Here is a 24,481-nt window from a genome sequence, read left to right on the forward strand (position 1 = left end):
TCACCACTTCCCCTCGGGATGAGCGCGCGCCACGGACTGCATCTCGGCGAGGATGCGGCTGAGCTCCTCGGTGTGCAGCCCCTGCCGGCCGGCGCGACCGCCGACCCGGGCGACACCGGGAGGGGTGGGCACCGGTAGCCCGGCGGCGCCGAAGGTCAGCGCCATGACGGCGTCGAACTCGGCCCGCAGTGTGCCCGGATCCACACCGATACCGATCGCGGCCAGCGCGGCCTCCTCGGCCGCCGGCTCGAAGAGCTCCGGCACGTACGGCCACACCCGGGCGAGGGCCTCCTCGGTGCGGCGGCGCGACTCGTCGGTGCCCTGCGCCAGCGTCACGACCCAGCGGGCCGCGTAGTCCCGGTGGTAGGTCAGCTCCTTGACCCCCTTGGCGGCGACCGCGGCCAGCACCGGATCGCGGGAGGTGCGCAGCGCGTCGAACAGGGCCAGACGCACGGTGGCGAAGGCCAGCAGCCGCACGACGGTGACCGCGAAGTCGCCGTTGTCGAGCTCGACGAGCCGCACGTTGCGGAAGTCCTGCTCGTCGCGGAAGAAGGCGAGGGCGTCCTCGTCGGGGACCGGCGAGGTCGCCGAGAGTGCCGGGACGACTGCCGGATCGGCGGCCGCGGCCCGTGCGAGGAGCAGGCGGGCCTGCCCGATGAGGTCGAGGCCGATGTTGGCGAGCGCCACCTCCTCCTCGAGCTCGGGGGCGCGGGTGCTCCACTCGGCGAGGCGCTGCGCCGAGATCAGAGCGTCGTCGCCGAGCATCAGGCAGTAGACGGCCAGCTGGTGCGGGTCCACGTCGTCGGGGACCGTCGTGTCGACGCCGGCGAGCGGCTCGTCGAAGCTGGTGCCGAAGGCCCACTGACCGTGGCTGTCCGAGTCGACGAGGCCCTCGTAGACGCTGTCGTGATCGATCATGGCTGAGTTCCTGTTCGCGGGCTGAGAGGCGTGACCGGTGGTCACATGTGGGGGACGGTGTCCGTGGTCGAGGCGGATTGCAGGGCTCGGGACGTGGGCCCGGGTCACATGTGGGGGACGGTGTCCGGGATGTCGTAGAAAGTCGGGTGGCGATAGACCTTGTCGCCGCTGGGGGCGAAGAACGGATCCTTCTCCGACGGGCTCGAAGCGAGGATGTCGGTGGAGCGGACCACCCAGATGCTGACTCCCTCGTTGCGGCGGGTGTACACGTCGCGGGCGTTGCGCAGTGCCATCGCGTCGTCGGCGGCGTGCAGCGAGCCGACGTGCACGTGGTTGAGGCCGCGCTTGCCCCGCAGGAAGACCTCGTACAGCGGCCAGTCGGCGCGGATCTGCTCACTCATCGTTCTGCTCCTTCAGTGGTGGTGGCGCGGTCGGCGAAGGCCGTCGCGGCGGCGCGGACCCAGGCGCCGTTCTCGTGGGCGGCGCGGCGGTTGCGCAGCCGTTCCACGCTGGTGGCGCCGTTGCCCTTGACCACCTGCATGAACTCGTCCCAGTCGGGCTCACCGAAGTCGTACGACCCGCGATCGTCGTTCCACACCAGGTCGGGGTCCGGGAAGGTGACGCCCAGGATGTCGGCCTGCGGGACGGACATGTCGACGAAGCGCTGCCGCAGCTCGTCGTTGGTGTGCCGCTTGATCCGCCAGGCCATCGACTGCGCCGAGTTGGGCGACTTGTCGTCGGGCGGGCCGAACATCATCAGCGCGGGCCACCACCAGCGGTTCACGGACTCCTGCACCATGTCCCGCTGCTCCTGCGTGCCGGTCATCATGGTCATCAGCAGCTCGAAGCCCTGCCTCTGGTGGAAGGACTCCTCCTTGCACACCCGGATCATCGCCCGGCCGTAGGGGCCGTACGAGCTGCGGCACAGTGGCACCTGGTTGCAGATGGCGGCACCGTCGACCAGCCAGCCGATGACGCCGACGTCGGCGTACGAGAGGGTCGGGTAGTTGAAGATCGACGAGTACTTCTGCCTGCCCTCGATGAGGTTCTCGGTGAGCTCCGCACGGTCGGCGCCGAGGGTCTCGGTGGCCGAGTAGAGGTACAGGCCGTGGCCGGCCTCGTCCTGGACCTTGGCCATGAGGATGGCCTTGCGGCGCAGGGACGGCGCGCGGGTGAGCCAGTTGCCCTCGGGTTGCATGCCGATGATCTCGGAGTGCGCGTGCTGCGCGATCTGCCGGATCAAGGTCTTGCGGTAGCCCTCGGGCATCCAGTCGCGCGGCTCGATCCGTTGGTCGGCGTCGACGATCTGCTGGAACTGGGTCTCCAGGTCGTCCGTGGTGTCGGTCATGGTCGATTCCTCTCCGGCGGGGCTGGTCAGTGTCCGGTGAATTCGGGGCGGCGCTTGTCGAGGAACGCCGCGACGGCGCCCGTGTGATCGGCGGTGGCGGCGAGGGGGACCGCTCCGGCGCGCTCGCGCTCGAGCGCCTCGTCGAGCGGCGGGAGCGAGGCGGCGACGAGCGATTTCACGGCCGCGAACGCCGCGGTGGGGCCGGCCGCGAGACGCCGCGCCGCTGCCTCCGCTGCCGCGGCGGCCTCGTCGTCGGCCACCACCTTCGCGATGAGCCCCCAGCCCTCGGCCTGCGCAGCCGAGATCCGGTCGCCGAGCAGCAGGAACGCGCGCGTGCGGACCGCACCGATCGCGTCGACGAGCGAGCGGGTGAGCCCCGAGTCCGAGGCCAGGCCGATGGCCGTGAAGGCGGTGGCGAAGGTCGCGCTCTCGGCGGCGATCACCACGTCGGCGGCCAGCGCGATGCCGAGGCCGGCACCGACGCACGCGCCCTGCACGGCCGCCACGACAGGGACCCGAAGGCCGGCGATCGCCGAGATCAGCGGGTTGTAGTGCTCGGCCACCGTGTCCATCGACCGCTCGGGCGACTGGGCCAGCGCGGCGGCGTGCTCGGCCAGGTCCTGCCCTACGCAGAAGTTGCGGCCCTCTGCGCGGATCAGAACGGCGCGGACGGCGTCGTCGGCGGCGATCGCCCGGACACCGTCGAGCAACGCGGTCTTCAGCGCGACGTCGAGGGCGTTCGCGGCGTGCGGGCGGTTCAGGGTCAGGACGGCGAGGCCGTCGGTCACCGTGAGCGGTGCGGTGCTATCCATCTGTTCTCCTCGGATCGATGTCGGCGGGTCAGGACCAGGTGTGGAAGCCGCGGCCGCTCTTGCGGCCGAGCTCGCCGCTCGCGACCTTGTCGCGCAACAACTGCGGTGGCGTGAAGCGGTCGCCCAGGGTCGACGCCAGGTGCTCGGCGATCGCGAGCCGGACGTCGAGGCCGACGAGATCGGTGGAGCGCAGCGGTCCCATCGGGTGGCGGTAGCCGAGCTCCATGGCCCGGTCGATGGACTCCGCGTCGGCCACGCCCTCCTCGAGCATGCGGATCGCCTCGAGCCCGAGGCACACGCCGAGGCGGCTGGTCGCGAAGCCGGGGGAGTCGTTGACCAGCACCTCCTGCTTGCCGAGCAGCGAGACCCAGCCGCGGACCCGCTCCACGACGGCCGCATCGGTGTCCGGGGCCCGGACGATCTCGACCAGCGTGGACGCGGGCACCGGGTTGAAGAAGTGCATGCCCACGAGCCGCGCGGGATTCTCCAGTGCCGCAGCGAGGCCCGCGATCGAGAGGGAGCTGGTGTTGCTCGCGATCACCGCGTGCGGGCCGACCGCGCGCTCGATCCGGTGCAGCACGTCGACCTTGAGGCCGGCGATCTCGGGCACGGCCTCGATCACCACGTCGGCGTCGGGCAGCTCCTCGATCTCGGCGACGACGGTCAGGCGCGCGAGCACCTCCTCGGGCCTCGCGCCGCCGAGCTTGTCGCGCTCGGCGGCGCGCTGCAGCCCGGTGGCGACGCGGTCCCGCGCCGCGTCCCGATCGCCGCTCTCGGCGATGGTCACGTCCGCGCCGAGCGTCCCGAAGACCTGCGCGATGCCCGCGCCCATCCGGCCTCCGCCCACGACGCGCACGGTCGACGGTGCTGTGCTCATCGGAGGTTCCTCTTCTCCAGGAAGGCGGTCATACGGTCGTGCTTGTCGGCGGTCTCGAAGAGCACCGCCTGGACGATGTCGTCCACTCGGCCGGGGGCACCGGCACCGTCGACGATGGTTTTGGTGAGCCGGAGGGCCAGCGGCGAGGAGGCCGTGATGCGGTCGACGACGCGGTGCCCGGAGGCGAGGTGCTCACCGGCGGGGACCACGTCGATGACCAGCCCGGAGCGGAGCGCGGCGGCCGCGTCGAGCAGGTGGCCGCCGAGCAGGACCTGCTTGGCGACCGACCGGCCCACGAGGTCGGGCAGGCGGTAGGTGGCGCCCGCTGCGGCCATGATGCCCAGGCCCGGTTCGGGGTTGCCGAAGACCGCGGTCTCGGTGGCGATGCGGATGTCGCACGCGTAGGTGAGCTCGGCGCCGCCGCCGAGGGCGTAGCCGCTCACCGCGGCCACGGTCGGCAGGGGCAGCGCGGCGACCCGGTCGAACAGGTTCCGGTTGATGCCCGCGAGCGCCTCGGACAGGCGCCGCTCGCGGAGCTCGCCGATATCTGCGCCGCCGGCGAAGTGGTCGCCGGCGCCGGTGAACAGCACGGGCGCCGGGTCGTCCTCGACGATGCCGCATGCCGTGTGGAGGTCCGCGATCATGGCCGCGTCGATGGCGTTGCGCGCCTGCGGCCGGTTCAGGGTGAGAACGTATCGGTCGGCGGTGCGCTCGACGGTGACCGTGTCCAGGAGGGTCGCGGTGGTCACGTCACACCGCCTCGACGGCGAGCGCCAGGCCCTGGCCGACGCCGATGCAGAGGGTGGCGAGGCCCCGCCGGGCACCCTCGCGCTCCATCCGGCCGAGCAGGGTGAGCAGGATCCGGGCGCCGGAGCAGCCGAGGGGATGCCCGAGCGCGATCGCGCCGCCGTCGGCGTTGACGATCTCGGGGTCGAGCCCGAGCTGGGCCATCACACCGAGGGATTGCGCGGCGAAGGCCTCGTTGAGCTCGATCGCGCCGAGATCGTCGACGGTCCAGCCGATCCGGTCGAGCAGCTTGCGGGTGGCGGGTACGGGGCCCAGGCCCATGATGTTCGGTGCGATCCCGGCGGCGGCGGAACCGACGATACGGGCGCGCGGCGTGAGGCCGTACCGTTCGACGGCCTCCCCGCTCGCGAGCACGAGCGCCGCCGCACCGTCGGCGAGCGAGGATGAGCTGCCGGCGGTGACGATGCCGTCCGCCCGGAAGACCGGCTTCAGCGCCGCCAGCTTCTCCGCGGTGGTGGGGCGCGGCGGCTCGTCGGTATCGACGACGGTGCTCGTGCCCCGCTTGCCGGGGACGGTGACCGGCGCGATCTCGGCGGCGAACCGGCCCGCGGCGATGGCGGCGGCCGCGCGCTCCTGGCTGCGCAGCGCGAAGGCGTCGCTCGCCTCGCGGTCGATCCCCATGAGCTGCGCCACCTCCTCGGCGGTCTCGCCCATGGAGAGCGTGATCTTCCGCTGCTCGGGGCCCGACCCGGCGGGGACGCCCGCGTCGTGCGCGGTGAACGCGGGGTTGGTGAACCGCCAGCCCAGGGCGGTATCGGCGATCTCGCCGGGCTTGGCCCAGGGGGTGCCGGGCTTGGCCATCACCCAGGGGGCGCGGGTCATGGACTCGACGCCGCCGGCCACGACGACATCCGCGTCGCCCGCGTGGATGGCACCGGTGCCGGCGGCCACGGCGGTGAGGCCGCTCGCGCACAGGCGGTTGACGGTGTAGCCGGGCACCTCGTCGGGCAGGCCCGCGAGGAGGGTCGCCATCCGGGCCACGTTGCGGTTGTCCTCACCCGCCTGGTTCGCGGCGCCGAGGATCACCTCGTCGATCCGGGCCCCGTCGACTCCGGCGCGGGCGACGGCCTCGCGGACGACGTGCCCGGCCAGATCGTCCGGCCGCACGGTGGCGAGAGCGCCCCCGTGGCGGCCCTGGGGCGTGCGGGCCCCGGTGATCACGAATACCTCGGTCATCGGTCTTCTCTCGTCTCGGCTGTGGGGAAATACTAACCGATCATTCGGTTGGTATCAAGAGGTCCCGGGGAATCCGTCGACAGGTGGAAGAATCGGGGGATGGCTGCCACTCCCGTCCGTAGGCGCACCGGTGCCCCGGGCCGTCCCGGTTACGACCTCGACTCGCTGCTCGCGGTCGCGGTCCGCGTGTTCAACGAGCGCGGCTACGACGCCACGAGCATGGACGTCCTGGCGAAGAATCTGGGCCTGACCAAGTCGTCGATCTATCACCACGTCTCGGGCAAGGAGGAACTGCTCGACCTGGCCCTGGGTCGCGCGCTGAGCGGGCTGTTCGCCGTGACCACCGAGGAGCGTGCCATCACCGGCAGGTCCGTGGATCGACTGGAGTATGTCCTGCGCCGGAGTGTCGAAGTGCTGGTCGCGGAGCTGCCGTATGTCACCCTGCTGTTGCGCGTGCGGGGCAATTCGGAGGTCGAGCGACGGGCGCTGGCGCGCCGTCGCGAGTTCGACGCGGTCATCGCCGATCTTGTCGCGGGCGCGGTGGTCGAGGGCGATGTGCGAGCGGACGCGGACCCCGCCGTCACCAGTAGGTTGCTGTTCGGCATGGTCAACTCGCTGATCGAGTGGTACCGCCCGCGCTCCGATCATCCGGTCGACGAAGTGGCGGACGCGCTCGTGACCATCGCCTTCTCCGGGCTCCGTCGGAGCTGATCCGGTCGTGCCCTTGACACGGCCGACGATTCCGGCCACTCTGATTACCGACCGAATAGACGGTAATCAGGAGTGGAATCATGGACAGCAGGATGCTCGAGAGCTACGCGTGCGGCCGGTGGTACCGGGCGGCCGACGAGGGACGGCCGGTGAACAGCCCCGTCGACGGTGCCGAGGTGGCGCGGGTGTCCTCGACGGGTCTGGACGTGGCCGCGATGGCCACCTACGCCCGCGAGGTCGGCGGCCCGGCCCTGGCTGCGCTCACCTTCCACGAACGCGCCGCCGCGCTGAAGACCCTCGCCATGACACTGATGGCGGGCAAGGCCGAGTTCTACGCCGAATCCGCCCGCACCGGCGCCACCGAACGGGACTCCGGTGTCGACATCGACGGCGGCTTCGGCACCCTCCTCAGCTACGCCGGCAAGGCCAAGCGCGAACTGCCCAACGACGTGATCCACCTCGACGGCCCGGTGGAGCAGCTGGGCAAGAAGGGCACGTTCGTCGCCCGCCACGTCTTCACCTCCCGCCGCGGCGTCGCCGTCCAGATCAACGCCTACAACTTCCCGGTCTGGGGCTTCCTCGAGAAGCTCGCGCCGGCGTTCATCGCGGGCGTGCCGACGATCGTCAAGCCCGCCACCCAGACCTCCTATCTCACCGAGCTGGTCTTCCGCCGGATCATCGAGTCCGGCATCCTCCCCGAGGGCTCCGTGCAGCTGCTGGTGGGCGATCCCGAGCAGCTGCTGACGTCCTTGGGTGGGCAGGATTCGGTGGCCTTCACCGGATCGGCGCGCACCGCGGCCGTCCTGCGGTCCCACCCGGTCCTGGTCGAGCGCGGCGTTCACTTCACGGCCGAGGCCGACTCGCTCAACGCCTCGGTGCTCGGGGTCGACGTGGCCGCCGACGCGCCGGAGTTCGAGCTGTACGTCAAGCAGCTGGTGGCGGAGATGACCACCAAGGCCGGCCAGAAGTGCACCGCGATCCGGCGCGCCCTGGTGCCGGAGGGCATGGTCGACGCCGTGATCGACGCGACCCGCGCCCGGCTCGACCGGGTGGTTGTGGGCGCGCCCCTCGCCGACGGCGTCACCATGGGCCCCGTCGTCTCCCTGTCCCAGCGCACCGACGTGCTGGCGGCCGTGGACAAGCTGCGCGCCTCGGCCGAGCTCGTGGTCGGCGACCCGCAGGACTTCGAGGTGGTCGGCGGTGACGCGACGGTCGGCGCCTACCTGCCCCCGATGTTGCTGCGCAGCACCGATCCTGAGGCCCCCGAGGTGCACGAGATCGAGGCCTTCGGCCCGGTCGCGACGGTGGTCGGCTACCGCGACACCGCGCACGCCGTCGGGCTGATCAGGCGCGGCGGCGGCAGCCTGGTGGCGTCGTTGGTGACGGCCGACGGCGCGCTGGCCCGCGAGGTCCTGCTCGGCATCGCGCCGTACCACGGCCGCCTGCTGGTGCTCAACGCCGAGGACGCCCGCGAGTCGACGGGCCACGGCTCGCCCCTGCCGATGCTGGTGCACGGCGGGCCCGGCCGCGCCGGCGGCGGCGAGGAGCTCGGCGGCATCCGCGGCGTGCTGCACCACATGCAGCGCACCGCGATCCAGGGCACGCCCGCGATCCTCGCGGCCACGACGGGCCAGTGGTTGGCCGGCGCTCCGCGGACGGCGTCGGGCGTGCACCCGTTCCGGAAGTCGTTGGCGGAGTTGCAGATCGGCGACACCATCGTCGGCGGCCCGCGTACCGTGCGTCTCGCGGACATCGACCACTTCGCCGAGTTCACCGGCGACACCTTCTACGCCCACACCGATCCGGTGGCGGCCGCGGCGAACCCGCTGTTCGGCGGCATCGTCGCCCACGGCTATCTGGTGGTCTCGCTGGCCGCCGGCCTGTTCGTGGACCCCGCTCCGGGGCCCGTGCTGGCGAACTTCGGCGTCGACTCGCTGCGCTTCCTCACCCCGGTGAAGGCCGACGACGCGCTGACGGTGACGCTCACCGCGAAGCAGATTACGCCGCGGTCGGGGGCGGAGTACGGCGAGGTGCGCTGGGACGCGGTGGTGACCAACCAGGACGACGCGCCCGTGGCCACCTACGACGTGCTCACCCTCGTCGCCAAGACCCTCGACGGGGGAGCGGGCGCATGACCATCGAGGCGTGCGAACCCGCGCAGTCGATGTTCGCCGCCGACGTCGCCTCCCAGGCGCTCGGGATGGAGCTGACCGAGCTCCGGCCGGGCCGCGCCGTGGTGGCGATGACGGTGCGGGAGGACATGGTCAACGGCCATGGGATCACCCACGGCGGCTATGTCTTCACCCTCGCCGACACCGCGTTCGCCGTGGCGTGCAACGGGCACGGGGTGCCCGCGGTGGCCGCGCGAGGCGACATCCGGTTCCTGCGCCCCACCCGCGCGGGCGACGCGCTCGTGGCGGAGGCCGTCGAGCGGAACAGGTTCGGGCGCAGTGGTATCTACGATGTCACCGTCCGGCTGGGCGACGAGGTCGTGGCCGAGTTCCGCGGCGACAGCAGATCCATTCTCTCCAGGGCCTGACAGGCGCCCGGGCCGTTCGGGCCGGGGGAGGCAAGAGTCGGCGGTCAGTTGCCGGCGGTGCCGAGGTGCCGGACGCGCCCTGGGTGTTGCGCTCGCTTTCAGCTTGAGAGGTCGTCGATGGCGCAGACCGCTCTCCCCGCCGTGCTGAGCCGGAATCGGAGGGGCTTGCGGGAGACGATGTCGACTAGACCGGCGTCGACGAGCGTTTGTGCCTTATCTCGGATGTAGCGCTTTGAGCGGCTTCCGGCTGCGGTGAGATCGTTGAGCGTGAAGGCATCGTCGATATCGAACAGCGCAGCCTGCCCGAGTGCGAAGAGGATGTCGCGAAGGTCGTCATCCGCGGTGATCGCATAGTTGCTGAGGTCGATATCGCGCACGCCGAGGTGCAGTCTCTCAAGTGATTCGCGCCTCGTGCTCAGGTCGACGGTCACTCTGTGGAGTGACTCTGCGATGATTTCCAGCATCACCTCGATGAAGGGCGTCGCGTCCGCGCGATTGAGCGGATGTTCGAGGTCGGTGAACGCTCGGTAGTACCGGTCCCGGTTCTCGAAGATGGTCGCGGACAATGAGAACCACGAAACTGGTGAGAGTTGTTCGGCAAGGTCCAGTGCCAAGAGGAAGCGGCCGGTCCGGCCATTGCCGTCGTAGAACGGGTGGACGACCTCAAAGATGAGATGGGATACGGCTGCCCGGATCAGGTGAGGGACTCCGTCGTCGCGGCGCTGCGCGAGCATCACCGTCAGCCCGGAAGCGATCGCCTGTTCCGGGACCAACCCTCTGTGAAGCACTCTCTGGCCTGATGTGATCTCGACGATGCCTGCTCGGAATCGGTCACCGTCCGGTGAGTCCTTGGGGTCGACCTCGCCACGCGTCACGTTGTCGTAGACCGCTCGAATATCGTCGAGGGTTGTAGGTGCGGCGGCCGTACGGTCGCCGAGCGCGGCGTATAGACGGACCATCTCGCGGAATCGACGGTCGCGCGCGGAGTCATGCTTGAGTGAGCGGAGCGCGTCAGTGATCTCGCGCCGGCTCGAGTTGACCTGTTCGATCTCGTTCGTCGCTTGGATTTCTTCCACAATCATCGTCGAGAAGTAGTGGCTCTGTGCGATGGGGGGGATCGTCGCCCAGATGGCTTCCGCCCTCGCGTTGAGCGACATGATTCGTTCGGTGACCACCGACAGATAGGGAGTCGTCATGCAGAACAGCTGGTTCTTGCTGAGCTCGAAGTCCCAACTGATGGCAGCGGGCGACGTTCGGCGCGCTCTCTCCTCCGAGTCGGCCCCTGCGGCATCGCGCTGGTAGAACACCGACTTCAGGGTGCGATACGCCACGGCGGCTCCCTCTTCAACTTGGCTCGGATCCCATCGAGCGTCAATTATGTCAGAAGTCTGGGAGGGCTATTTGTCGTGGCAGGCGCTTCGCGACAAATAGCGGCGCTTCGGAAGCCCGCTGTCAGCTGACGACGTCCTTGGTCCGGAAGCCGCGCACCGCGAGGGCGAAGAAGACGACGGCGATGCTCACCGACAGTGAGACGCCCTGAGCCATCGCCGACCACTCGATGCTCGGCTGCAGCAGGTCGGTCCACGCGTACTGCCAGTGCGCGGGCAGCGCGGCGCGGAGGCCGCCGAGCGCGGTGACCTGGTCCAGCACGCTGCCGATCACGGTGAGGCCGACGGCCCCACCGACCGCCGCGAGCGGCGCGTCGGTGCGGGTCGAGAGCCACAGCGCGAGGCCGGCGGTGGCGAGCTCGGAGACGATGATGAAGCCCGCGGCGAGCAGCAGCCGCCACAGTGCTTCCCCCGCGGGCAGCGATACGGCCGTCGGGGATTGCAGCGGCCCCCAGCCGTAGGCGAGCGTGCCGGCGGCGAGAGCGACGCCCATCAGCAGGGCGACGGAACCGACGGACAGGATCAGCGCGACGATCGCCTTCGTGACCAGCAGCCGAGTACGGGGCACGGGCGCGGCCAGGAGGTACCGCAGCGACGACCAGTCCGCCTCGGAGGCCACGGCGTCGCCGAAGAACAGGGCAACGGGGATCACCAGCAGGAACCCCGTCCCCGCGATGAGTACCGTCGCGGTGAGGTTCAGCCCCGACGCGGTGGCGACGTCGAACATCGAGGGACGCCCGCTGCCGCGGCCGCTGTCGTCGGTGCCCACGGCGAGGGCGACGATCAGGACGATCGGCAGCGCCGCGAGCAGCGCCGCCATCACCAGGGTGCGCCGGCGCCGCAGCTGCCGGGCGAGTTCGACGCGTACCGTCAGCGTGCGTCCCGGCGAGTACCCCGGGGCCGCGCCCGAGCCGGCGGTCACCGAGTCGGCGGTGGAGGTCATCGCCCGTCTCCCGTCAGTTGGAGGAATGCGTCCTCGAGGTTCCCGGTCCCGGCCGCAACGATCTCCTCGACCGTGCCCGCCGCGATCAGCCGACCCCGGCGCAGCACGACGACGTGCGTGCAGGTCTGCTCGACCTCGGCGAGGAGGTGGCTCGAGACGATCACGGTGCGCCCGGTCGCCCCGTACCGGACGATCGCGTCGCGCATCTCCCGGATCTGCGACGGGTCGAGCCCGTTGGTCGGCTCGTCGAGAACGAGAACGTCGGGCAGGCCGAGCATGGCCTGCGCAATGGCGAGCCGCTGCCGCATGCCCTGCGAGTAGGTGCGCACCGGCCGTTCCAGCGCGGAGCCGAGGTCGGCGATCGCGAGGGCCTCGTCGAGATGCGCCTCGTCAGCCGGTCGCCCGGTGGCGCGCCAGTACAGGTCGAGGTTCGCCCGACCCGACAGGTGCGGCAGGAAGCCAGCGCCTTCGACGAACGCGCCGACCCGGGAGAGCACCGGCGCACCCGGCCGGATCGGGTGGCCGAACACCCGGATCCCGCCCTCGTCGGGCGTGATGAGGCCCATCAACATCCGCAGCGTCGTGGTCTTGCCGGCGCCGTTCGGCCCGAGCAGGCCCAGGACCTGGCCCCGCTCGACACGGAAGGTCACGTCCCGCACGCTGTACCCGTCGCCGCCGGCGTACTTCTTCGACAGCCCCGTCACCTGGAGGGCCACGTCGGCCAGCTCCGGGTCGGCGGGTCCGACGGTGCGCCGTCGCCGTACGGCCAGCAGCGCTGCTGCGACGACGACAGCGATGATCGGCAGCACCCACACCCACGTGGGCAAGGGCAGCGGGGCGGTCCTCAGCCCCGGAACCTCCGGGATCGTCAGCGGGCTCGTGGGCGCGATCGTGTACGTCGCGGGCGCGGACGGCGAGAGGTAGGCGAGGTCGGTGGTGGCGAACGCGACGCGCATCCGGTGCCCGGCCGCGAACTCGTGGTCGATGGTGGGCAGGCGCACCGTCGTCGTGGCGGTGCCGCCGGTGAGTGGGATGCGGATCGGTGCGGCGAGCTGCTGCGGCAGCACCTGTGAGCCCTCGGGACCCACGTCGTAGAGCTTGGCGAACAGCACGGCGTCGGGCGCGGGGGAGTCGACCCTGATCGTCACCGTCGGGGTGCCCGTGACGGTGACCGGGCCGGCGAGCGGCGCGGAGTCGAACACCGCTGCCTGCGTGGGCAGGTCGCGCGACAGCCCGCCCGATCCGAGTGCGGCGGCGGAGGACGCGAGCGCGCCGAGCCCGGGGACGCCGGAGATCGACGGTGGCGTGCCGCCGGCCGGGTTATCGGCGGTCCGCGGCGCACCGTCGAGCCCGACGGTGCGCGTGTTGCTCCCGGAGAGCCCGGGGTAGGCGTCGGCGCTCGACGAGCGCACCGTCCGTTCGCCGGTCTCCCTGTCGACGCCGCCGGAGCGGGACACCTGGAAGGCGGGAAGGGCGGGGGCGTCGGTGCCCTTGAGGTACCGGTCGAACCACTCCACGGTGCGGGCGTTCACCCGCGCGTCCTCGGCGCTGCCGGCGTCGTGCCCGCCCGCGATCCAGTCGACCGCGACCGGGGCGCCGTTGGCCGAGATGCGCTTCGCGGCCTCGTCGGCGTGCTCCAGCGGGAAGAGCGAGTCCAGTTCGCCCTGCGCGAGGTAGGTGGGGACGCGGATGTCCGCGCCCACCGACGCCGGGCTGCGGGCGGCGAGCAGTGCGCGGTCCGCGTCGTTCAGCGCACCGCCCTGCGCGATCCGCGTGTACATCTCACAGACCGCGGGCTCGAACTTCGCGCAGCCGCCGCCCATGGTGAACAGGATGCCCGCCCACTGCTTCTTGTAGACCCCGCCGGGGAAGAGCGCCTGCTCGAGGTTCCAGTAGGTGATCCGCGGGGCGATCGCGTCGACGCGTTTGTCGTGGCCGGCGAGCAACAGGGCCAGCGCTCCGCCGTAGCTGCCGCCGGCGACGCCCACGCGCGGGTCGCCGGGTGCGTCCTGGCGCACCTCGGAGCGGGTCGCGAGCCAGTCGACGAGCTTGCTCGCGTCCGCTACCTCGGCGTCGGGGGAGTTGAGACCGACGAGTCCGGTCGACGTCCCGAATCCGCGAGCCGTGTAGGTGAGGACGGCGTATCCGTGCCGGGCCAGCTGCTCCGCCTCGTCGCGCACGTCGTCCTTGGACCCGCCGAAGCCGTGGGCGAGGAGCACCGCGGGCGAGGCCCCGGCACCGTCGGGCCGGAAGAAGGAGGTGTCGAGGCGCACCCCGGCCCCGTCGAGCATCTGGTCGGTGCGCTGGACCGACGGTGCGCCGCCCCGCCCGATCGGGCCGCACGCCGCGAACGCGGCCAGGATGACGACGACCGCGGCGAGGGCCGTTCCGATGAGGAGGGGGCGCCGTGGGGCGCCGCGCAGGGCGCGAGGTGGGGGCACCGGACCAGGATATGTGCGGTTCGCCCGCTGGGGCCGGGTCCGAGTTCCGCTGAGCGAGAACGTGCGGTCCGCGGTCGAGCTGGGCGGCGACCCGGTGATCGCGCGCGTCAGGCGGTGAGCATGTCCTTGACCATCGGGACCACCTTCTCGCCGTAGAGCTCGATCGACCGCATCAGGTCGGCGTGCGTGACCGGCTGGTCGTACTTGAGGTCGAACCGGTCGACGTCGAGCGTGCGGATCGTGGCGGCGATCCGCCGCGCGACCGTCTCGGGGGAGCCGATGTACAGCGAGCCCGTCTCGACCTCTCGCTCGAAGTCGCCCGGTGCGGGCGGCGGCCAGCCCCGCTCGGCGCCCATGCGCCGGCGCATCCGCAGCCAACCGTCGTGAACCAGTTCGCGGGCCTGTTCGTCGGACTCGGCGACCAGGCCGGGGGAGTGCACCGCGATCGGCTGCGGCGCACCGCCGAACTCGTTCTCGGCTCGACGGAACAGGTCGGTGTACGCCCCGAACCGTTCCGCCGGCCCGCCGATGATCGCCAAGAAGAGGCCGAAGCCGTACCGGGCGGTGCGGACGACCGATTCCGGGCTGCCGCCGACGCCCACCCATGCGCGGACGCCGTTCGCCGTTGTCGGGTAGACCCGCTGTTCGGTGAGCGAGGCGCGGGTGGTGCCGGACCACGTGACCGGCTCCTCCTTCAGGAGCGCGGCGAGCAGTTCGAGCTTCTCCTCGAAGAGCACCTCGTAGTCCTGCAGGTCGTAGCCGAACAGGGGGAAGGACTCGGTGAACGAGCCACGGCCCGCGACGATCTCGGCGCGGCCGTTCGAGACCGCGTCCAGCGTCGCGAACCGCTCGTAGACCCGCACCGGATCGTCGGAGCTGAGGACGGTCACCGTCGAGCCGAGCCGGATGGACTCGGTGCGCGACGCGATCGCCGCGAGCACCATCTCCGGGCTCGAGACGGCGAAGTCCGCGCGGTGATGCTCACCGACACCGAAGAAGTCGAGACCCGTCTCATCGGCGGCGACGGCCTCCTCGACGAGGTCGCGGATCACCCGCGGATGGGGCAGCGGCTCACCCTGCGCGTCCTTGGTGACGCCGCCGAAGGTGTCCACACCGAACTCGGGAATCTTCATGTCAGTCATAGTACCGATGCAAACGGACTGAAGTCCGAATCTATTCCGGTCGGTCAGACGACGCCGTGCAGCGGCGGACGCTCCTCGTTCAGGGTGAAGCGGCCCAGGTGGCGGACCTTGTACCGCACCGGGTCGTGCAGCGTGTGCGTGCGCGCGTCCCGCCAATACCGGTCGAGGCCCGCATCGCCCGCGGCGCTCCGGGTGCCGCTCACCTCGAAGAGCGCCGACGGAACCTCGGTCGCCGCGCGGTCCGCGAGCACCTTGGCGGTGGCGACGGCGAGCGACGCCTCGGCGGCGGTGTCCGGGCCGGGAGCGTCGAAGGTTGCGTCGACGGCCTGTGCGGCGACGACGAGTGCCGCCTCCGCGGCGCGGACCGCCACCGTCAGCTCGCCGAAACGCTGGATCACGAGCGGATCGTCCTGCGCCCGGTCGACGCCGGCCTCGAACCAGGGCCGGGACGTCGTGCGGACGAACTCGGCCGCGGCGCCGAGCGCTCCCCGCGCGATCCCGGCGTCGATGGCGACGTGCAGCAGCTGGGCGAACGCGCCGTAGCCGGTGGGTTCGGCCACCGCTGGGGAGCGGGTGAACACCGCGTCCAGGGGCACGGCGACGTCGTCGAAGCGGACGGTGCCGCTGCCGGTGGTCCGCTGGCCCAGCCCGTTCCAGTCGTCGGCGATCGCGATACCGGGGGTGTCCGCAGGCACGAAGGCGATGACCTGCTCGCCGGAGTCCGCGTCGCGGGCGAGCACCGCGAGGAGGTGTGCGTACGGCGAGCCCGTGCAGTAGAACTTCTCGCCGTCGAGGTGTGCGCCGTCCGGCGTCCTGGTCAGCGTGGTGGCGACGTCGGCGACGGTCCGCCCGCCCCGTTCCGATTGCGCGTTGGCGATCCGGGCCCCGTCGAGCACCTGCTCGAAGATCCTGCGCTGCAGCCCCTCCGGCCCCGCCAGGCGCAGCGCGGTGAGGTACACGTAGTGGCTGTGCGGGATCTGCGCGAGCGAGCCGTCGGCGGTGGCGAGGGTGCGGAAGACCTCGGCGACGACGGATGGCGGCAGGTCGGGCCCGCCGAAGCGGGCGGGCACCGTCAGCGAGAACAGCCCGGCGTCGGAGAGGTATTCGACTTCGGCGTGCGGCAGGCGCCGCTCCCGGTCGCGCTCCGCGGCACCGTCGGCGAACCGCGTCGCGAGCTCGCGCGCCGTGGCGATCGCCGCCTCGGCCGAGTCGATCGCGGAGGCGAGGGTCACACCAGTGCCCCGGAGCGGCTCGCCTCGATCTCGCGGACCAGCGGCAGCACCTTGTCGCCGAAGTACTCGATCTCCTCCTGGAAGTGCAGGAAACCGCCGAGGATGAGGTCGACGCCCAGCTCCTTGTAGGCGACGATCCGCTCCGCGACCTGTTCGGGCGTGCCGATCAGCTGCGTGCGGAAACCGTCGTTGTACTGCACCAGATCCTCGAACGACGAGTCCGCCCACATGCCGCGGCCGTCCGAGGTGGACTTGCCGGCCTGCTGCACGGCGTCCCGGAAGCCCTCGACCGCGGGCTTGTTCGCCTTCTCGACGATCTCGCGGAGGGTGTCCCGCGCTTCCTTCTCGGTGTCGCGGGCGATGATGAAACCGTTGAGCCCGAACTTGACCTCGCGCTGCGCCTCCCGGGCCACGCGGCGCAGGTCGTCGAGCTGGTCGGTGACGCCGTCGAAGTCCTTGCCGTTCGAGAAGTACCAGTCGGCGTACTTGCCGCCGTTGACCCGGGCGGCCGAGGAGTTGCCGCCCTGGAAGAGCTCCGGGTTCGGGCGCTCCTGGGTGTTCAGCGGCTTGGGCTTGAGGGTGAAATCGCGGATCCGGTAGAAATCGCCGCCGAAGTCGACGTTGTCCTCGGTCCAGATCCTGCGGATCACCTCGAGGAACTCGGCGCTGCGCCGGTAGCGCTCGTCGTGCTCGAGCCAGGGCTCGCCGAGCGCCTTGAACTCGCCCGCGAACCAGCCCGAGACCACGTTGATGGCGAACCGCCCGTTCGACAGGTGGTCGGCGGTCGCGCCGAACTTGGCCAGCACGGCGGGGTGCCACAGCCCGGGGTGCACGGCCGCGATCACCTTCAGCTTCTCCGTCGCGCCGAGCAGTGCGAGGCTGAACGAGGTCGACTCGTGCTGGTACTCCGCGCCGTAGCTGGCCATGTACCGCACCTGCGAGAGGGCGTACTCGAAACCCACGCGCTCGGCCGTCTGCGCCAGCTTCTTGTTGTACTCGAAGTCCCAGCTGGTGCGCTGCTCGATGTCGCTGGTGACCAGTCCGCCCGAGACGTTGGGGACCCAGTAGGCGAACTTGATCTCATCGGCGATCTTCTCAGTGGTCAACGGTTCGTCCTTCGGGTGAGAGCTGGGGAGCTGGGATCAGGAGGTGGGGGAGAGGTCGGGCAGGAAGGCGCCGCGCACGGGCTCCGACGGTGCGGCGGAGGCGCCGAGCAGGCCGCGGGCCGCGAGGCGGGGGCGCACGCCCTCGCCGAAGTGGTACGCCTCCTCCAGGTGCGGGTACCCGGAGAGGATGAAGTGATCGAGGCCGAGGGCGGCGTACTCGGCGATGAGGTCGGCGACCTCATCGTGCGAGCCGACGAGCGCGGTGCCCGCACCACCGCGAACGAGGCCCACGCCGGTCCACAGGCCCGGGTACACCTGCAGCGACCGGGCGTCGGCGGCCTCGTCGAAGGCCGCTCCTGCGCCGTGCAATTCACGCATGAGGCGCTGCCCCTCGGACTCGCTCCGGGCCAGGTTCGCCTGCGCCGCGCGCACCGCCGCGGGGTCGAGGTTGCCGAGCAGGCGGTTGGCCTCCGCCCACGCCTCCTCCGAGGTGTCGCGCGAGATCACGTGCAGGCGGATGCCGTAGGTCAGCGTCCTGCCCTGTGCGGCGGCGAGACCGCGGATCCAGTCCAGCTTCTTCGCCACCTGCGCGGGCGGCTCGCCCCAGGTGAGGTACGTGTCGGCGTACTTCGCCGCGACATCGCCGGCGGCGGGGGAACTGCCGCCGAAGAAGATCGGGGGAGCGGGATCCGGGCGGCGCGCGAGCAGCGCGTTCTCGGCGGAGGCGTACTTCCCGGCCACGTTCACCGGGCCGGCACCGTCGAACAGTTGGCGGGTGATGTCGAGCACCTCGCCGCAGCGCTGGTACCGCTCGTCCTTGGTGAGCGTGTCGCCGTAGGCACGCTGTTCGGAGGACTCTCCGCCCGTGACCACGTTGAGGAGCACGCGGCCGCCGGTCTGCCACTGCAGCGTGGTCGCCATCTGGGCGGCGAGGAGCGGGCTGGTCAGGCCCGGCCGCAGCGCCACGAGGAACTTGAGCTCGTCGGTGGCGTCGGCCAGCAGCGCGGCGGTGAGCCATGCGTCCTCGCACCACAGTCCCGTCGGGATCAGGACGGCCTCGAACTCGTTCGCCTCGGCCGCCAGCGCGAGCTGCTTGAGGTAGCGCAGGTCCGCGGGGCGATCGCCGCTCATCGAGCTGCCGTGCCCGCCGGCCATGAGGTTCCGCGAGTCGCCGTAGGTGGGCAGGAACCAGTGCAGGTGGAGAGGGGTGCGCGAGCTCACGTCGGCCTTCCGTCGGGGAGCGGGTGTACGAAGCGCCAGTTCATCACCACGCGGCCGTGGGGGCCAGGTTTCGACTCTCGATGCGTCGAACGTGCGGACCTACCGATCAGTAGCTAAGCTAGAGAACATATTAGTTAGAGTTTCGTAGTGAAATGAGGTTTTGCTCATGTCCGTCGAGATCGTCGAGTCGACCGAACCGAACCCGGCAGCAGGTGCCGCGTCCGGCGCAGGGGGATCGCCCGGTCACCTGGCCGATGTCATCGCGTCCGCCTTCACCCGGTTCGCGGACCGTCCCGCGTTCGCGACCCGCGACGGCGGTCCCGACGGTCCGTACCGCGATACCACCTACGGCCAGGTGTGGCGCCGCGTCACCGCCCTGACCGCCGCCTGGCGCGAGGAACTGAAACCGGGCGACTTCGTCGCCGTCCTGGGCTTTACCAGCCCGGACTTCGTGGTCGTGGACCTCGCCACCACGCTGCTCGGGGCGCCGAACGTGCCCCTGCAGGCGGGCGCCCCCGCAGCGCGCACAGCGGCCATCCTCGACGAGACCGCGCCGAAGATCCTCGCCGTCAGCGCCGCGCAGCTCCCGCTCGCCCGCGCCGCGGTGGCCGAGTCCTGCGCGGATCCGCGCCTCGTGGTCTTCGACGGTGCCGCCCCCGGCGAGACGACCCTCGACGACGAGATCGCGCGCGGCGAATCGCTTCCTGTCCCCGATCCCTACCGCGCCGAAGCGCCGGACGGCGACCGGCTCGTGACCCTGATCTACACGTCCGGCAGCACCGGCACGCCGAAGGGGGCGATGTACACCGAGCACATCGTCGTGCACGCGTGGCTCAAGGTCGAGAGCATCATCGACGACGACTTTCCCGCCCGCGTGCTCCTGCACTTCCTGCCGATGAGCCACATGTACGGGCGGAACTGGCTGATTGCGGGCCTCGCTGCCGGTGGCGTCGGCTACTTCGCGTCCGCGGCCGACATGTCCAGCCTGTTCGACGACCTCGCCGACGCTCGCCCGACCGCGATCGCCCTCGTCCCGCGCGTCTGCGAGCTGGTGCACCAGCGGTTCCTCGCCCTCGAGGCGGAGACCGACGCCGAAACCGCCCGCGCGTACATGCGGGACGAGGTGCTCGGCGGCAACGTCGAGGCCGCCGTCTGCGGCAGCGCCGCACTCTCCGCCGACCTGCAGGCGTTCATGGAACAGCTGCTCGGTGTGAGCATCCGGATCGGGTACGGCTCCACCGAGGCCGGCGGGATCATCGTCGACGGCGTCGTGTCGCGGCCACCCGTGATCGACTACAAGCTCATCGACGTGCCCGAGTTGGGTTACCTCACCACCGATCTGCCGCATCCGCGCGGTGAGCTCCTGGTGAAGTCGCGCCAGCTGATCCCCGGCTACTACCGCTCCGACAAGCAGGTCCTCGATGAGGACGGGTACTACCGCACGGGCGACGTGATGGTCGAGCTCGGGCCCGACCGGCTCGAGTACGTCGACCGGCGCAGCAACGTGATCAAGCTCGCGCAGGGCGAGTTCGTGCCGATCGCTCGGCTCGAGGCGACCTATTCGGCGAATCCCGCGGTGCGCCAGATCTTCCTGTACGGCACCAGCGAGCGCTCGTACCTGCTGGCCGTCGTCGTCCCGGCGCCCGGTCCCACCGATGAGACCGACGAGCAGGCGCGGGTCCGCGTCCTCGACGCCCTCGCCACCGTCGCCCGCGAGAACGAGCTCGCCGGTTACGAGCTGCCGCGCGACGTGATCATCGAGCGCGAGCCCTTCTCCGCGGAGAACGGGCTGCGTTCGGGTATCGGCAAACTGGTGCGTCCCGCTCTGACCGCCCGCTACGGCGACCGGCTGGCGGGCCTCTACGCAGCTGCCGACGAGCGGCGCCTTGATGGCCTCCGGGGACTCGATGCCGACGGCCCCGTCGCGGAGACGGTCCTGCGCGCGGCCGCCCTGACCCTCGGCGTGCTCCCCGAGGAACTCGACGGCGATACGCGCTTCGTCGACCTCGGGGGCGACTCCCTGTCGGCCCTCTCGCTCGCCACCACGCTCGAAGGGCTCTACGACCTGCCGGTGCCCGTGCAGACCATCGTGGGTCCCACCGCGACCCTCGCCGGCGTGGTCGCGCACGTCGAGGCCGTGCGCGCGGGCACCGTCCAGGCGCCCACCGCCGCGTCGATCCACGGCGCCGGCGCGACGATCGCCCGCGCGGCCGACCTGCAGCTGGACCGGTTCATCGACCCCGAACTGCTGGCCGCGGCGCCGTCGAAGCCCGCGCCGCACGGGGAGCCGACGACGGTCCTGCTGACCGGCGCGACCGGCTACCTGGGGCGGTTCCTGCTGCTCGAGTGGCTGCGCCGCGTGGCGCTCAGCGACGGCACCGTCGTCGCCCTGGTGCGCGGCGCCGACGCCGATGACGCCCGACGGCGCGTGTTCGATGCGATCGGCACCGCCGACCCGGCGTTGACCGAGGAGTTCGCGCGGCTCGCGGCACGGCACTTGGAGGTCGTGCCGGGCGACTTCGGCAGCCCGTCGCTGGGGCTCGACGACGACACGTGGGGGCGTCTCGCGCACACCGTCGACCATGTCGTGCACTGCGGCGCGCTCGTCAATCACGTGCTGCCCTACGACCAGTTGTTCGGCCCGAACGTGGTGGCGACCGCCGAGATCATCCGCCTCGCCGTCACGGACCGGCGCAAGTCCGTGGACTACGTCTCGACGGTGGCCGTGGTCCCGCAGGACGACGGCCGCCTGCTCGTCGAGGACGACGATGTCCGCGTGGTCGGCGCCGAGCGCCGGATCGGTGCGGAGGCATACGCCAACGGCTACGCCGTGAGCAAATGGGCCGGTGAGGTGCTGCTGCACGAGGCATCCGATCTCGCGGGCCTGCCGGTGCGCGTGTTCCGGTCGGACATGATCCTGGCGCACAGCCGGTTCCGTGGCCAGTACAACCCCGTCGACCAGTTCACCCGCCTGCTCCTGAGCATCGCGGAGACGGGGCTCGCGCCGCGATCCTTCTACGAGCCCGACGGTTCCGGGCGCAGCCCGCACTACGACGGCTTGCCCGTGGACTTCACCGCGGAGTCGATCGTCACCCTCGGATCGGCGGCGCGCGAGGGCTTCCGGACCCTCCACGTGCTCAACGTCAACGACGACGCGGTGAGCCTGGACAGCTTCGTGGACTGGATCGCGCAGGAGCGCACCGTCGAGCGGATCGAGGACTACGACGAGTGGCTCGAGCGGTTCGAGCGCGCGCTGCGGGCGCTGCCCGACGCGGACCGTCAGCGCTCCGTGCTACCGCTACTGCACTCGTTCGCGCGCCGCAGCCCGGCCGGAGCCGGCGGCGCACTCACGGCCGACCGCTTCCGGGAGGCCGTGCGCGCCGAGAACGTGGGCCCGGGCGACATCCCACACCTGGGCCGCGCGCTCATCGAGAAGTACCTGCGCGGCTTCGAAGATGCGGGCTGGCTCGCCCCGGAAGGCGCTGTCTGACGCCGCTATCCACAGATGAGCGTATGTAACCTTTTTTCTCCACAGGCCCCGCCGCGACCACGGTTCGCGGTGGGGCCCGCGGGTGACACTCGTCGGTGACGGCCGGATACCGCCGGCCGCACGGCAGACGAGGAGGGGCGCCATGCCCGGGGTACTTGTTTTCGCAGCAGGCAATGTCACGAACGATCTCACCTACCGGGAGTCCGCCCGCGATCAGCGGCACGACTTCCTGAGCTTCACCATGGCCGCGAACAACGGCTATCTCGACGAGAACGGTGAGTGGAAGCAGACGGGCACGCTGTGGCTGAACGTCAAGGCCTTCGGCGCGCTGGCACGCAACGCGCGCGCCGTGATCGCCAAGGGCCGCCCGGTGATCGTGCACGGCGAGCTCAAGCACGAGACCTTCAACGGCACCGACGGTAACCGGCACAGCTCGCTGGACCTCAAGGCCGACGCCATCGGGCTGAACTTGCGGATGTGTGCCAGCCAGTACGTCGGCAAGGGCGAGCCGTACCGGGAGATGGCGCCGTCGCCGGCGGCCGTGGACGCGTCGGCCGGCGAACGCGACGCCGAGATCGACCGGCACGACGGCGACGGTGGGGACCGTGAGGTCGTCGTGGTCGGGGACTTCGGGGGCGAGGGCCTGGGGCAGGGCGAGCGCGAACCGGCGGCGGTGGGTGGAGTGCCGGACTTCTGACGGACCGGCGGCCCGCCGGCTCGACGGTGCCGGCCGCGGTCGATCACGAGCGCGAGATCGCCCTTCCAGTTCCTCACGTCGCCGCGTCCAGTGGTGTGAGGTCGAGTTCATCCGGCGGACACCGAGCGAATCGGCACCGCAACACGGGCCTCCTAGCGTCGGTCCGACCAGAAGTCGTCGAGGCACCGGAGGTCGGACATGACGCGAGCTCGCACCATCACCGAGTGGGATCCCGAGGACCGGCAGCAGTGGGAGTCGGGCGGGGAGAAGACCGCGAAGCGGAATCTGCTGTGGTCGGTGATCGCCGAACACGTGGGGTTCTCGGTGTGGTCCCTGTGGTCCGTGATGGTCCTCTTCATGCCGCAGGATGTGTACGGCCTGAGCACCGCCGACAAGTTCCTCATCGGCGCGACGGCCACCCTCGTCGGATCGTGCCTGCGGATCCCGTACACGCTGGCCACAGCCCGTTTCGGCGGCCGCAACTGGACGATCTTCAGCGCCTTCGTCCTCGCGGTCCCGGTGATCGCGACGATGCTGATCCTCGCGAATCCGGGGCAGCCGCTGTGGGTCTACCTGCTGTGCGCGGCGCTGACCGGCTTCGGCGGCGGCAACTTCGCCTCGTCGATGACCAACATCAACGCCTTCTTCCCACAGCGGCTCAAGGGGTGGGCGCTCGGTCTCAACGCGGGGGGCGGCAACATCGGCGTGCCGGCCGTGCAGCTGGTCGGGTTGCTGGTCATCGCGACGGTCGGCGACCGTCAGCCCTACTGGGTGTGCGCGGTGTACCTCGTCCTGCTCGCCGTCGCGGGAATCGGGGCGGCGCTGTTCATGGACAACCTGCAGGTGCCGACCGTCGACACCGCCGCGATGCGGGCCGCGACCCGGGATCGCGACACGTGGATCGTCGCTCTGCTCTACATCGGCACCTTCGGTTCGTTCATCGGCTTCTCCTTCGCCTTCGGGCAGGTCCTGCAGGCCACTTTCAAGGCGGGCGGCGAGACCGCCGCGCAGGCCTCGCTGCACGCCGCACAGATCGCCTTCCTCGGGCCTCTGCTGGGATCGATCTCCCGTGTCTACGGCGGCAAGCTCGCCGACCGCCTCGGCGGTGGCCGGGTGACCCTGTACGTCTTCGCCGGGATGATCGCCGCCGGCGGCGTCCTCATCGCCGCGGCCACCACCGCGGGTTCCGGGGCTCCCTCCGGAGCGGTGCTCGGAGCCTACGTCCTCGGATTCATCGCCCTGTTCCTGCTCAGCGGCCTGGGCAACGGCTCCGTGTACAAGATGATCCCGTCCATCTTCGAGGCCAAGGCCCGCTCGCTCGACGCCGACGAGGCCACGCGCACGCACTACTCCCGCGCGATGTCCGGTGCAGTGATCGGCATCGCCGGCGCGATCGGTGGCCTCGGCGGAGTCGGGATCAACCTGGTCCTGCGTGCGTCGTACCAGTCCTCCGGCACCGCGACGATCGCGTTCTGGGTGTTCGGCGCTTTCTACGTCCTCGCCGCGCTGGTCACCTGGAAGGTGTACGTGCGTACGCCGGCGCCGCGCGGCCATGGGACGCTGGAGCCCACGTCGCGCGACGGTGCGCTCACCGTCGCCGACACCCGATGACAGTCCCAGCGAAGGAGCACGA

General features: G+C 71.0%; 20 protein-coding genes. 6 read left to right on the forward strand and 14 right to left on the reverse strand.

The features are described 5' to 3' along the window. The 7 genes from paaC to ABZX10_RS02470 form a co-directional block, all read right to left on the reverse strand. Positions 1-918: a 1,2-phenylacetyl-CoA epoxidase subunit PaaC gene (paaC, locus tag ABZX10_RS02440; protein WP_355534173.1), complete on the reverse strand. Its 918-nt coding sequence runs from the start codon at positions 916-918 to the stop codon at positions 1-3. Positions 919-1,022: 104 nt separating this feature from the next. Continuing rightward, complete coding sequence (paaB, locus tag ABZX10_RS02445) at positions 1,023-1,319, reverse strand: 1,2-phenylacetyl-CoA epoxidase subunit PaaB (protein ID WP_355534175.1); 297 nt, start codon at positions 1,317-1,319, stop codon at positions 1,023-1,025. Beyond that, on the reverse strand, positions 1,316-2,266 hold the full coding sequence (gene paaA / locus ABZX10_RS02450; protein WP_355534177.1) for a 1,2-phenylacetyl-CoA epoxidase subunit PaaA: 951 nt from the start codon (positions 2,264-2,266) through the stop codon (positions 1,316-1,318). Before paaA ends, paaB begins: the two co-directional genes overlap by 4 nt. 26 nt (positions 2,267-2,292) lie before the next feature. Next, positions 2,293-3,078, reverse strand: a complete 786-nt coding sequence (locus tag ABZX10_RS02455; RefSeq protein ID WP_355534179.1) for an enoyl-CoA hydratase-related protein — start codon at positions 3,076-3,078, stop codon at positions 2,293-2,295. Positions 3,079-3,106: 28 nt separating this feature from the next. Continuing rightward, positions 3,107-3,955 carry a 3-hydroxyacyl-CoA dehydrogenase family protein gene (locus ABZX10_RS02460; RefSeq protein WP_355534181.1) on the reverse strand — a complete coding sequence of 283 codons (849 nt, stop codon included), beginning with the start codon at positions 3,953-3,955 and terminating at the stop codon, positions 3,107-3,109. Then, a complete protein-coding gene (locus tag ABZX10_RS02465; RefSeq protein WP_355534830.1) occupies positions 3,952-4,686 on the reverse strand; it encodes an enoyl-CoA hydratase/isomerase family protein in 735 nt (244 codons plus the stop codon). Before ABZX10_RS02465 ends, ABZX10_RS02460 begins: the two co-directional genes overlap by 4 nt. Before the next feature lie 19 nt (positions 4,687-4,705). After that, on the reverse strand, positions 4,706-5,938 hold the full coding sequence (locus ABZX10_RS02470; RefSeq protein WP_355534183.1) for an acetyl-CoA C-acyltransferase: 1,233 nt from the start codon (positions 5,936-5,938) through the stop codon (positions 4,706-4,708). Positions 5,939-6,037: 99 nt separating this feature from the next. Between ABZX10_RS02470 and ABZX10_RS02475 the strand changes: the two genes are divergently transcribed. The 3 genes from ABZX10_RS02475 (at position 6,038) to paaI (ending at position 9,188) form a co-directional block, all read left to right on the forward strand. Then, a complete protein-coding gene (locus ABZX10_RS02475; protein WP_355534185.1) occupies positions 6,038-6,649 on the forward strand; it encodes a TetR/AcrR family transcriptional regulator in 612 nt (203 codons plus the stop codon). A gap of 80 nt (positions 6,650-6,729) precedes the next feature. Further along, positions 6,730-8,784: a phenylacetic acid degradation bifunctional protein PaaZ gene (gene paaZ / locus ABZX10_RS02480; protein WP_355534187.1), complete on the forward strand. Its 2,055-nt coding sequence runs from the start codon at positions 6,730-6,732 to the stop codon at positions 8,782-8,784. Continuing rightward, on the forward strand, positions 8,781-9,188 hold the full coding sequence (gene paaI / locus ABZX10_RS02485; protein WP_355534189.1) for a hydroxyphenylacetyl-CoA thioesterase PaaI: 408 nt from the start codon (positions 8,781-8,783) through the stop codon (positions 9,186-9,188). The genes paaZ and paaI overlap by 4 nt, the downstream gene beginning before the upstream one ends. A 98-nt stretch (positions 9,189-9,286) precedes the next feature. Here the strand turns inward: paaI and ABZX10_RS02490 are convergent, their stop codons facing one another. The 7 genes from ABZX10_RS02490 to ABZX10_RS02520 form a co-directional block, all read right to left on the reverse strand. Beyond that, a complete protein-coding gene (locus ABZX10_RS02490) occupies positions 9,287-10,519 on the reverse strand; it encodes a Fic family protein (protein WP_355534191.1) in 1,233 nt (410 codons plus the stop codon). Positions 10,520-10,640: 121 nt separating this feature from the next. Then, entirely contained in the window at positions 10,641-11,519 is an 879-nt protein-coding gene (locus ABZX10_RS02495) for an ABC transporter permease subunit (protein ID WP_355534193.1), read from the reverse strand. After that, the gene (locus ABZX10_RS02500) at positions 11,516-13,960 is read right to left on the reverse strand and encodes an alpha/beta fold hydrolase (protein ID WP_355534195.1); all 2,445 of its coding nucleotides are present in this window, start codon (positions 13,958-13,960) and stop codon (positions 11,516-11,518) included. The genes ABZX10_RS02495 and ABZX10_RS02500 overlap by 4 nt, the downstream gene beginning before the upstream one ends. Before the next feature lie 107 nt (positions 13,961-14,067). Continuing rightward, the gene (locus ABZX10_RS02505; protein WP_355534197.1) at positions 14,068-15,093 is read right to left on the reverse strand and encodes an Atu2307/SP_0267 family LLM class monooxygenase; all 1,026 of its coding nucleotides are present in this window, start codon (positions 15,091-15,093) and stop codon (positions 14,068-14,070) included. Positions 15,094-15,146: 53 nt separating this feature from the next. After that, complete coding sequence (locus tag ABZX10_RS02510; RefSeq protein ID WP_355534199.1) at positions 15,147-16,334, reverse strand: SfnB family sulfur acquisition oxidoreductase; 1,188 nt, start codon at positions 16,332-16,334, stop codon at positions 15,147-15,149. Continuing rightward, positions 16,331-17,440 carry a dimethylsulfone monooxygenase SfnG gene (gene sfnG / locus ABZX10_RS02515; protein WP_355534201.1) on the reverse strand — a complete coding sequence of 370 codons (1,110 nt, stop codon included), beginning with the start codon at positions 17,438-17,440 and terminating at the stop codon, positions 16,331-16,333. The genes ABZX10_RS02510 and sfnG overlap by 4 nt, the downstream gene beginning before the upstream one ends. A 36-nt stretch (positions 17,441-17,476) precedes the next feature. Continuing rightward, positions 17,477-18,595: an LLM class flavin-dependent oxidoreductase gene (locus ABZX10_RS02520; protein ID WP_355534832.1), complete on the reverse strand. Its 1,119-nt coding sequence runs from the start codon at positions 18,593-18,595 to the stop codon at positions 17,477-17,479. A gap of 232 nt (positions 18,596-18,827) precedes the next feature. On the opposite strand from ABZX10_RS02520, the gene car reads away from it, so the two are divergent. The 3 genes from car to ABZX10_RS02535 all read left to right on the forward strand — a co-directional run bounded on the left by car (position 18,828) and on the right by ABZX10_RS02535 (position 24,459). Further along, on the forward strand, positions 18,828-22,151 hold the full coding sequence (gene car, locus ABZX10_RS02525) for a carboxylic acid reductase (protein WP_355534203.1): 3,324 nt from the start codon (positions 18,828-18,830) through the stop codon (positions 22,149-22,151). A 142-nt stretch (positions 22,152-22,293) separates the two neighbouring features. After that, positions 22,294-22,848 carry a single-stranded DNA-binding protein gene (locus tag ABZX10_RS02530; protein ID WP_355534205.1) on the forward strand — a complete coding sequence of 185 codons (555 nt, stop codon included), beginning with the start codon at positions 22,294-22,296 and terminating at the stop codon, positions 22,846-22,848. A 198-nt stretch (positions 22,849-23,046) separates the two neighbouring features. Continuing rightward, positions 23,047-24,459, forward strand: a complete 1,413-nt coding sequence (locus ABZX10_RS02535) for a nitrate/nitrite transporter (protein WP_355534207.1) — start codon at positions 23,047-23,049, stop codon at positions 24,457-24,459. The last annotated feature ends 22 nt before the right edge of the window (positions 24,460-24,481 follow it).

It is taken from the genome of Tsukamurella sp. NPDC003166 (assembly GCF_040611135.1).
Lineage (GTDB): Bacteria > Actinomycetota > Actinomycetes > Mycobacteriales > Mycobacteriaceae > Tsukamurella.

Bases quoted from the DNA above. Each gene is read 5' to 3' on its own strand.
- paaC (WP_355534173.1), bottom strand. From the start codon at position 918: ATGATCGATCACGACAGCGTCTACGAGGGCCTCGTCGACTCGGACAGC.
- paaB (WP_355534175.1), bottom strand. From the start codon at position 1,319: ATGAGTGAGCAGATCCGCGCCGACTGGCCGCTGTACGAGGTCTTCCTG.
- paaA (WP_355534177.1), bottom strand. From the start codon at position 2,266: ATGACCGACACCACGGACGACCTGGAGACCCAGTTCCAGCAGATCGTC.
- ABZX10_RS02455 (WP_355534179.1), bottom strand. From the start codon at position 3,078: ATGGATAGCACCGCACCGCTCACGGTGACCGACGGCCTCGCCGTCCTG.
- ABZX10_RS02460 (WP_355534181.1), bottom strand. From the start codon at position 3,955: ATGAGCACAGCACCGTCGACCGTGCGCGTCGTGGGCGGAGGCCGGATG.
- ABZX10_RS02470 (WP_355534183.1), bottom strand. From the start codon at position 5,938: ATGACCGAGGTATTCGTGATCACCGGGGCCCGCACGCCCCAGGGCCGC.
- ABZX10_RS02475 (WP_355534185.1), top strand. From the start codon at position 6,038: ATGGCTGCCACTCCCGTCCGTAGGCGCACCGGTGCCCCGGGCCGTCCC.
- paaZ (WP_355534187.1), top strand. From the start codon at position 6,730: ATGGACAGCAGGATGCTCGAGAGCTACGCGTGCGGCCGGTGGTACCGG.
- paaI (WP_355534189.1), top strand. From the start codon at position 8,781: ATGACCATCGAGGCGTGCGAACCCGCGCAGTCGATGTTCGCCGCCGAC.
- ABZX10_RS02495 (WP_355534193.1), bottom strand. From the start codon at position 11,519: ATGACCTCCACCGCCGACTCGGTGACCGCCGGCTCGGGCGCGGCCCCG.
- ABZX10_RS02505 (WP_355534197.1), bottom strand. From the start codon at position 15,093: ATGAAGATTCCCGAGTTCGGTGTGGACACCTTCGGCGGCGTCACCAAG.
- ABZX10_RS02520 (WP_355534832.1), bottom strand. From the start codon at position 18,595: ATGGCCGGCGGGCACGGCAGCTCGATGAGCGGCGATCGCCCCGCGGAC.
- car (WP_355534203.1), top strand. From the start codon at position 18,828: ATGTCCGTCGAGATCGTCGAGTCGACCGAACCGAACCCGGCAGCAGGT.
- ABZX10_RS02530 (WP_355534205.1), top strand. From the start codon at position 22,294: ATGCCCGGGGTACTTGTTTTCGCAGCAGGCAATGTCACGAACGATCTC.
- ABZX10_RS02535 (WP_355534207.1), top strand. From the start codon at position 23,047: ATGACGCGAGCTCGCACCATCACCGAGTGGGATCCCGAGGACCGGCAG.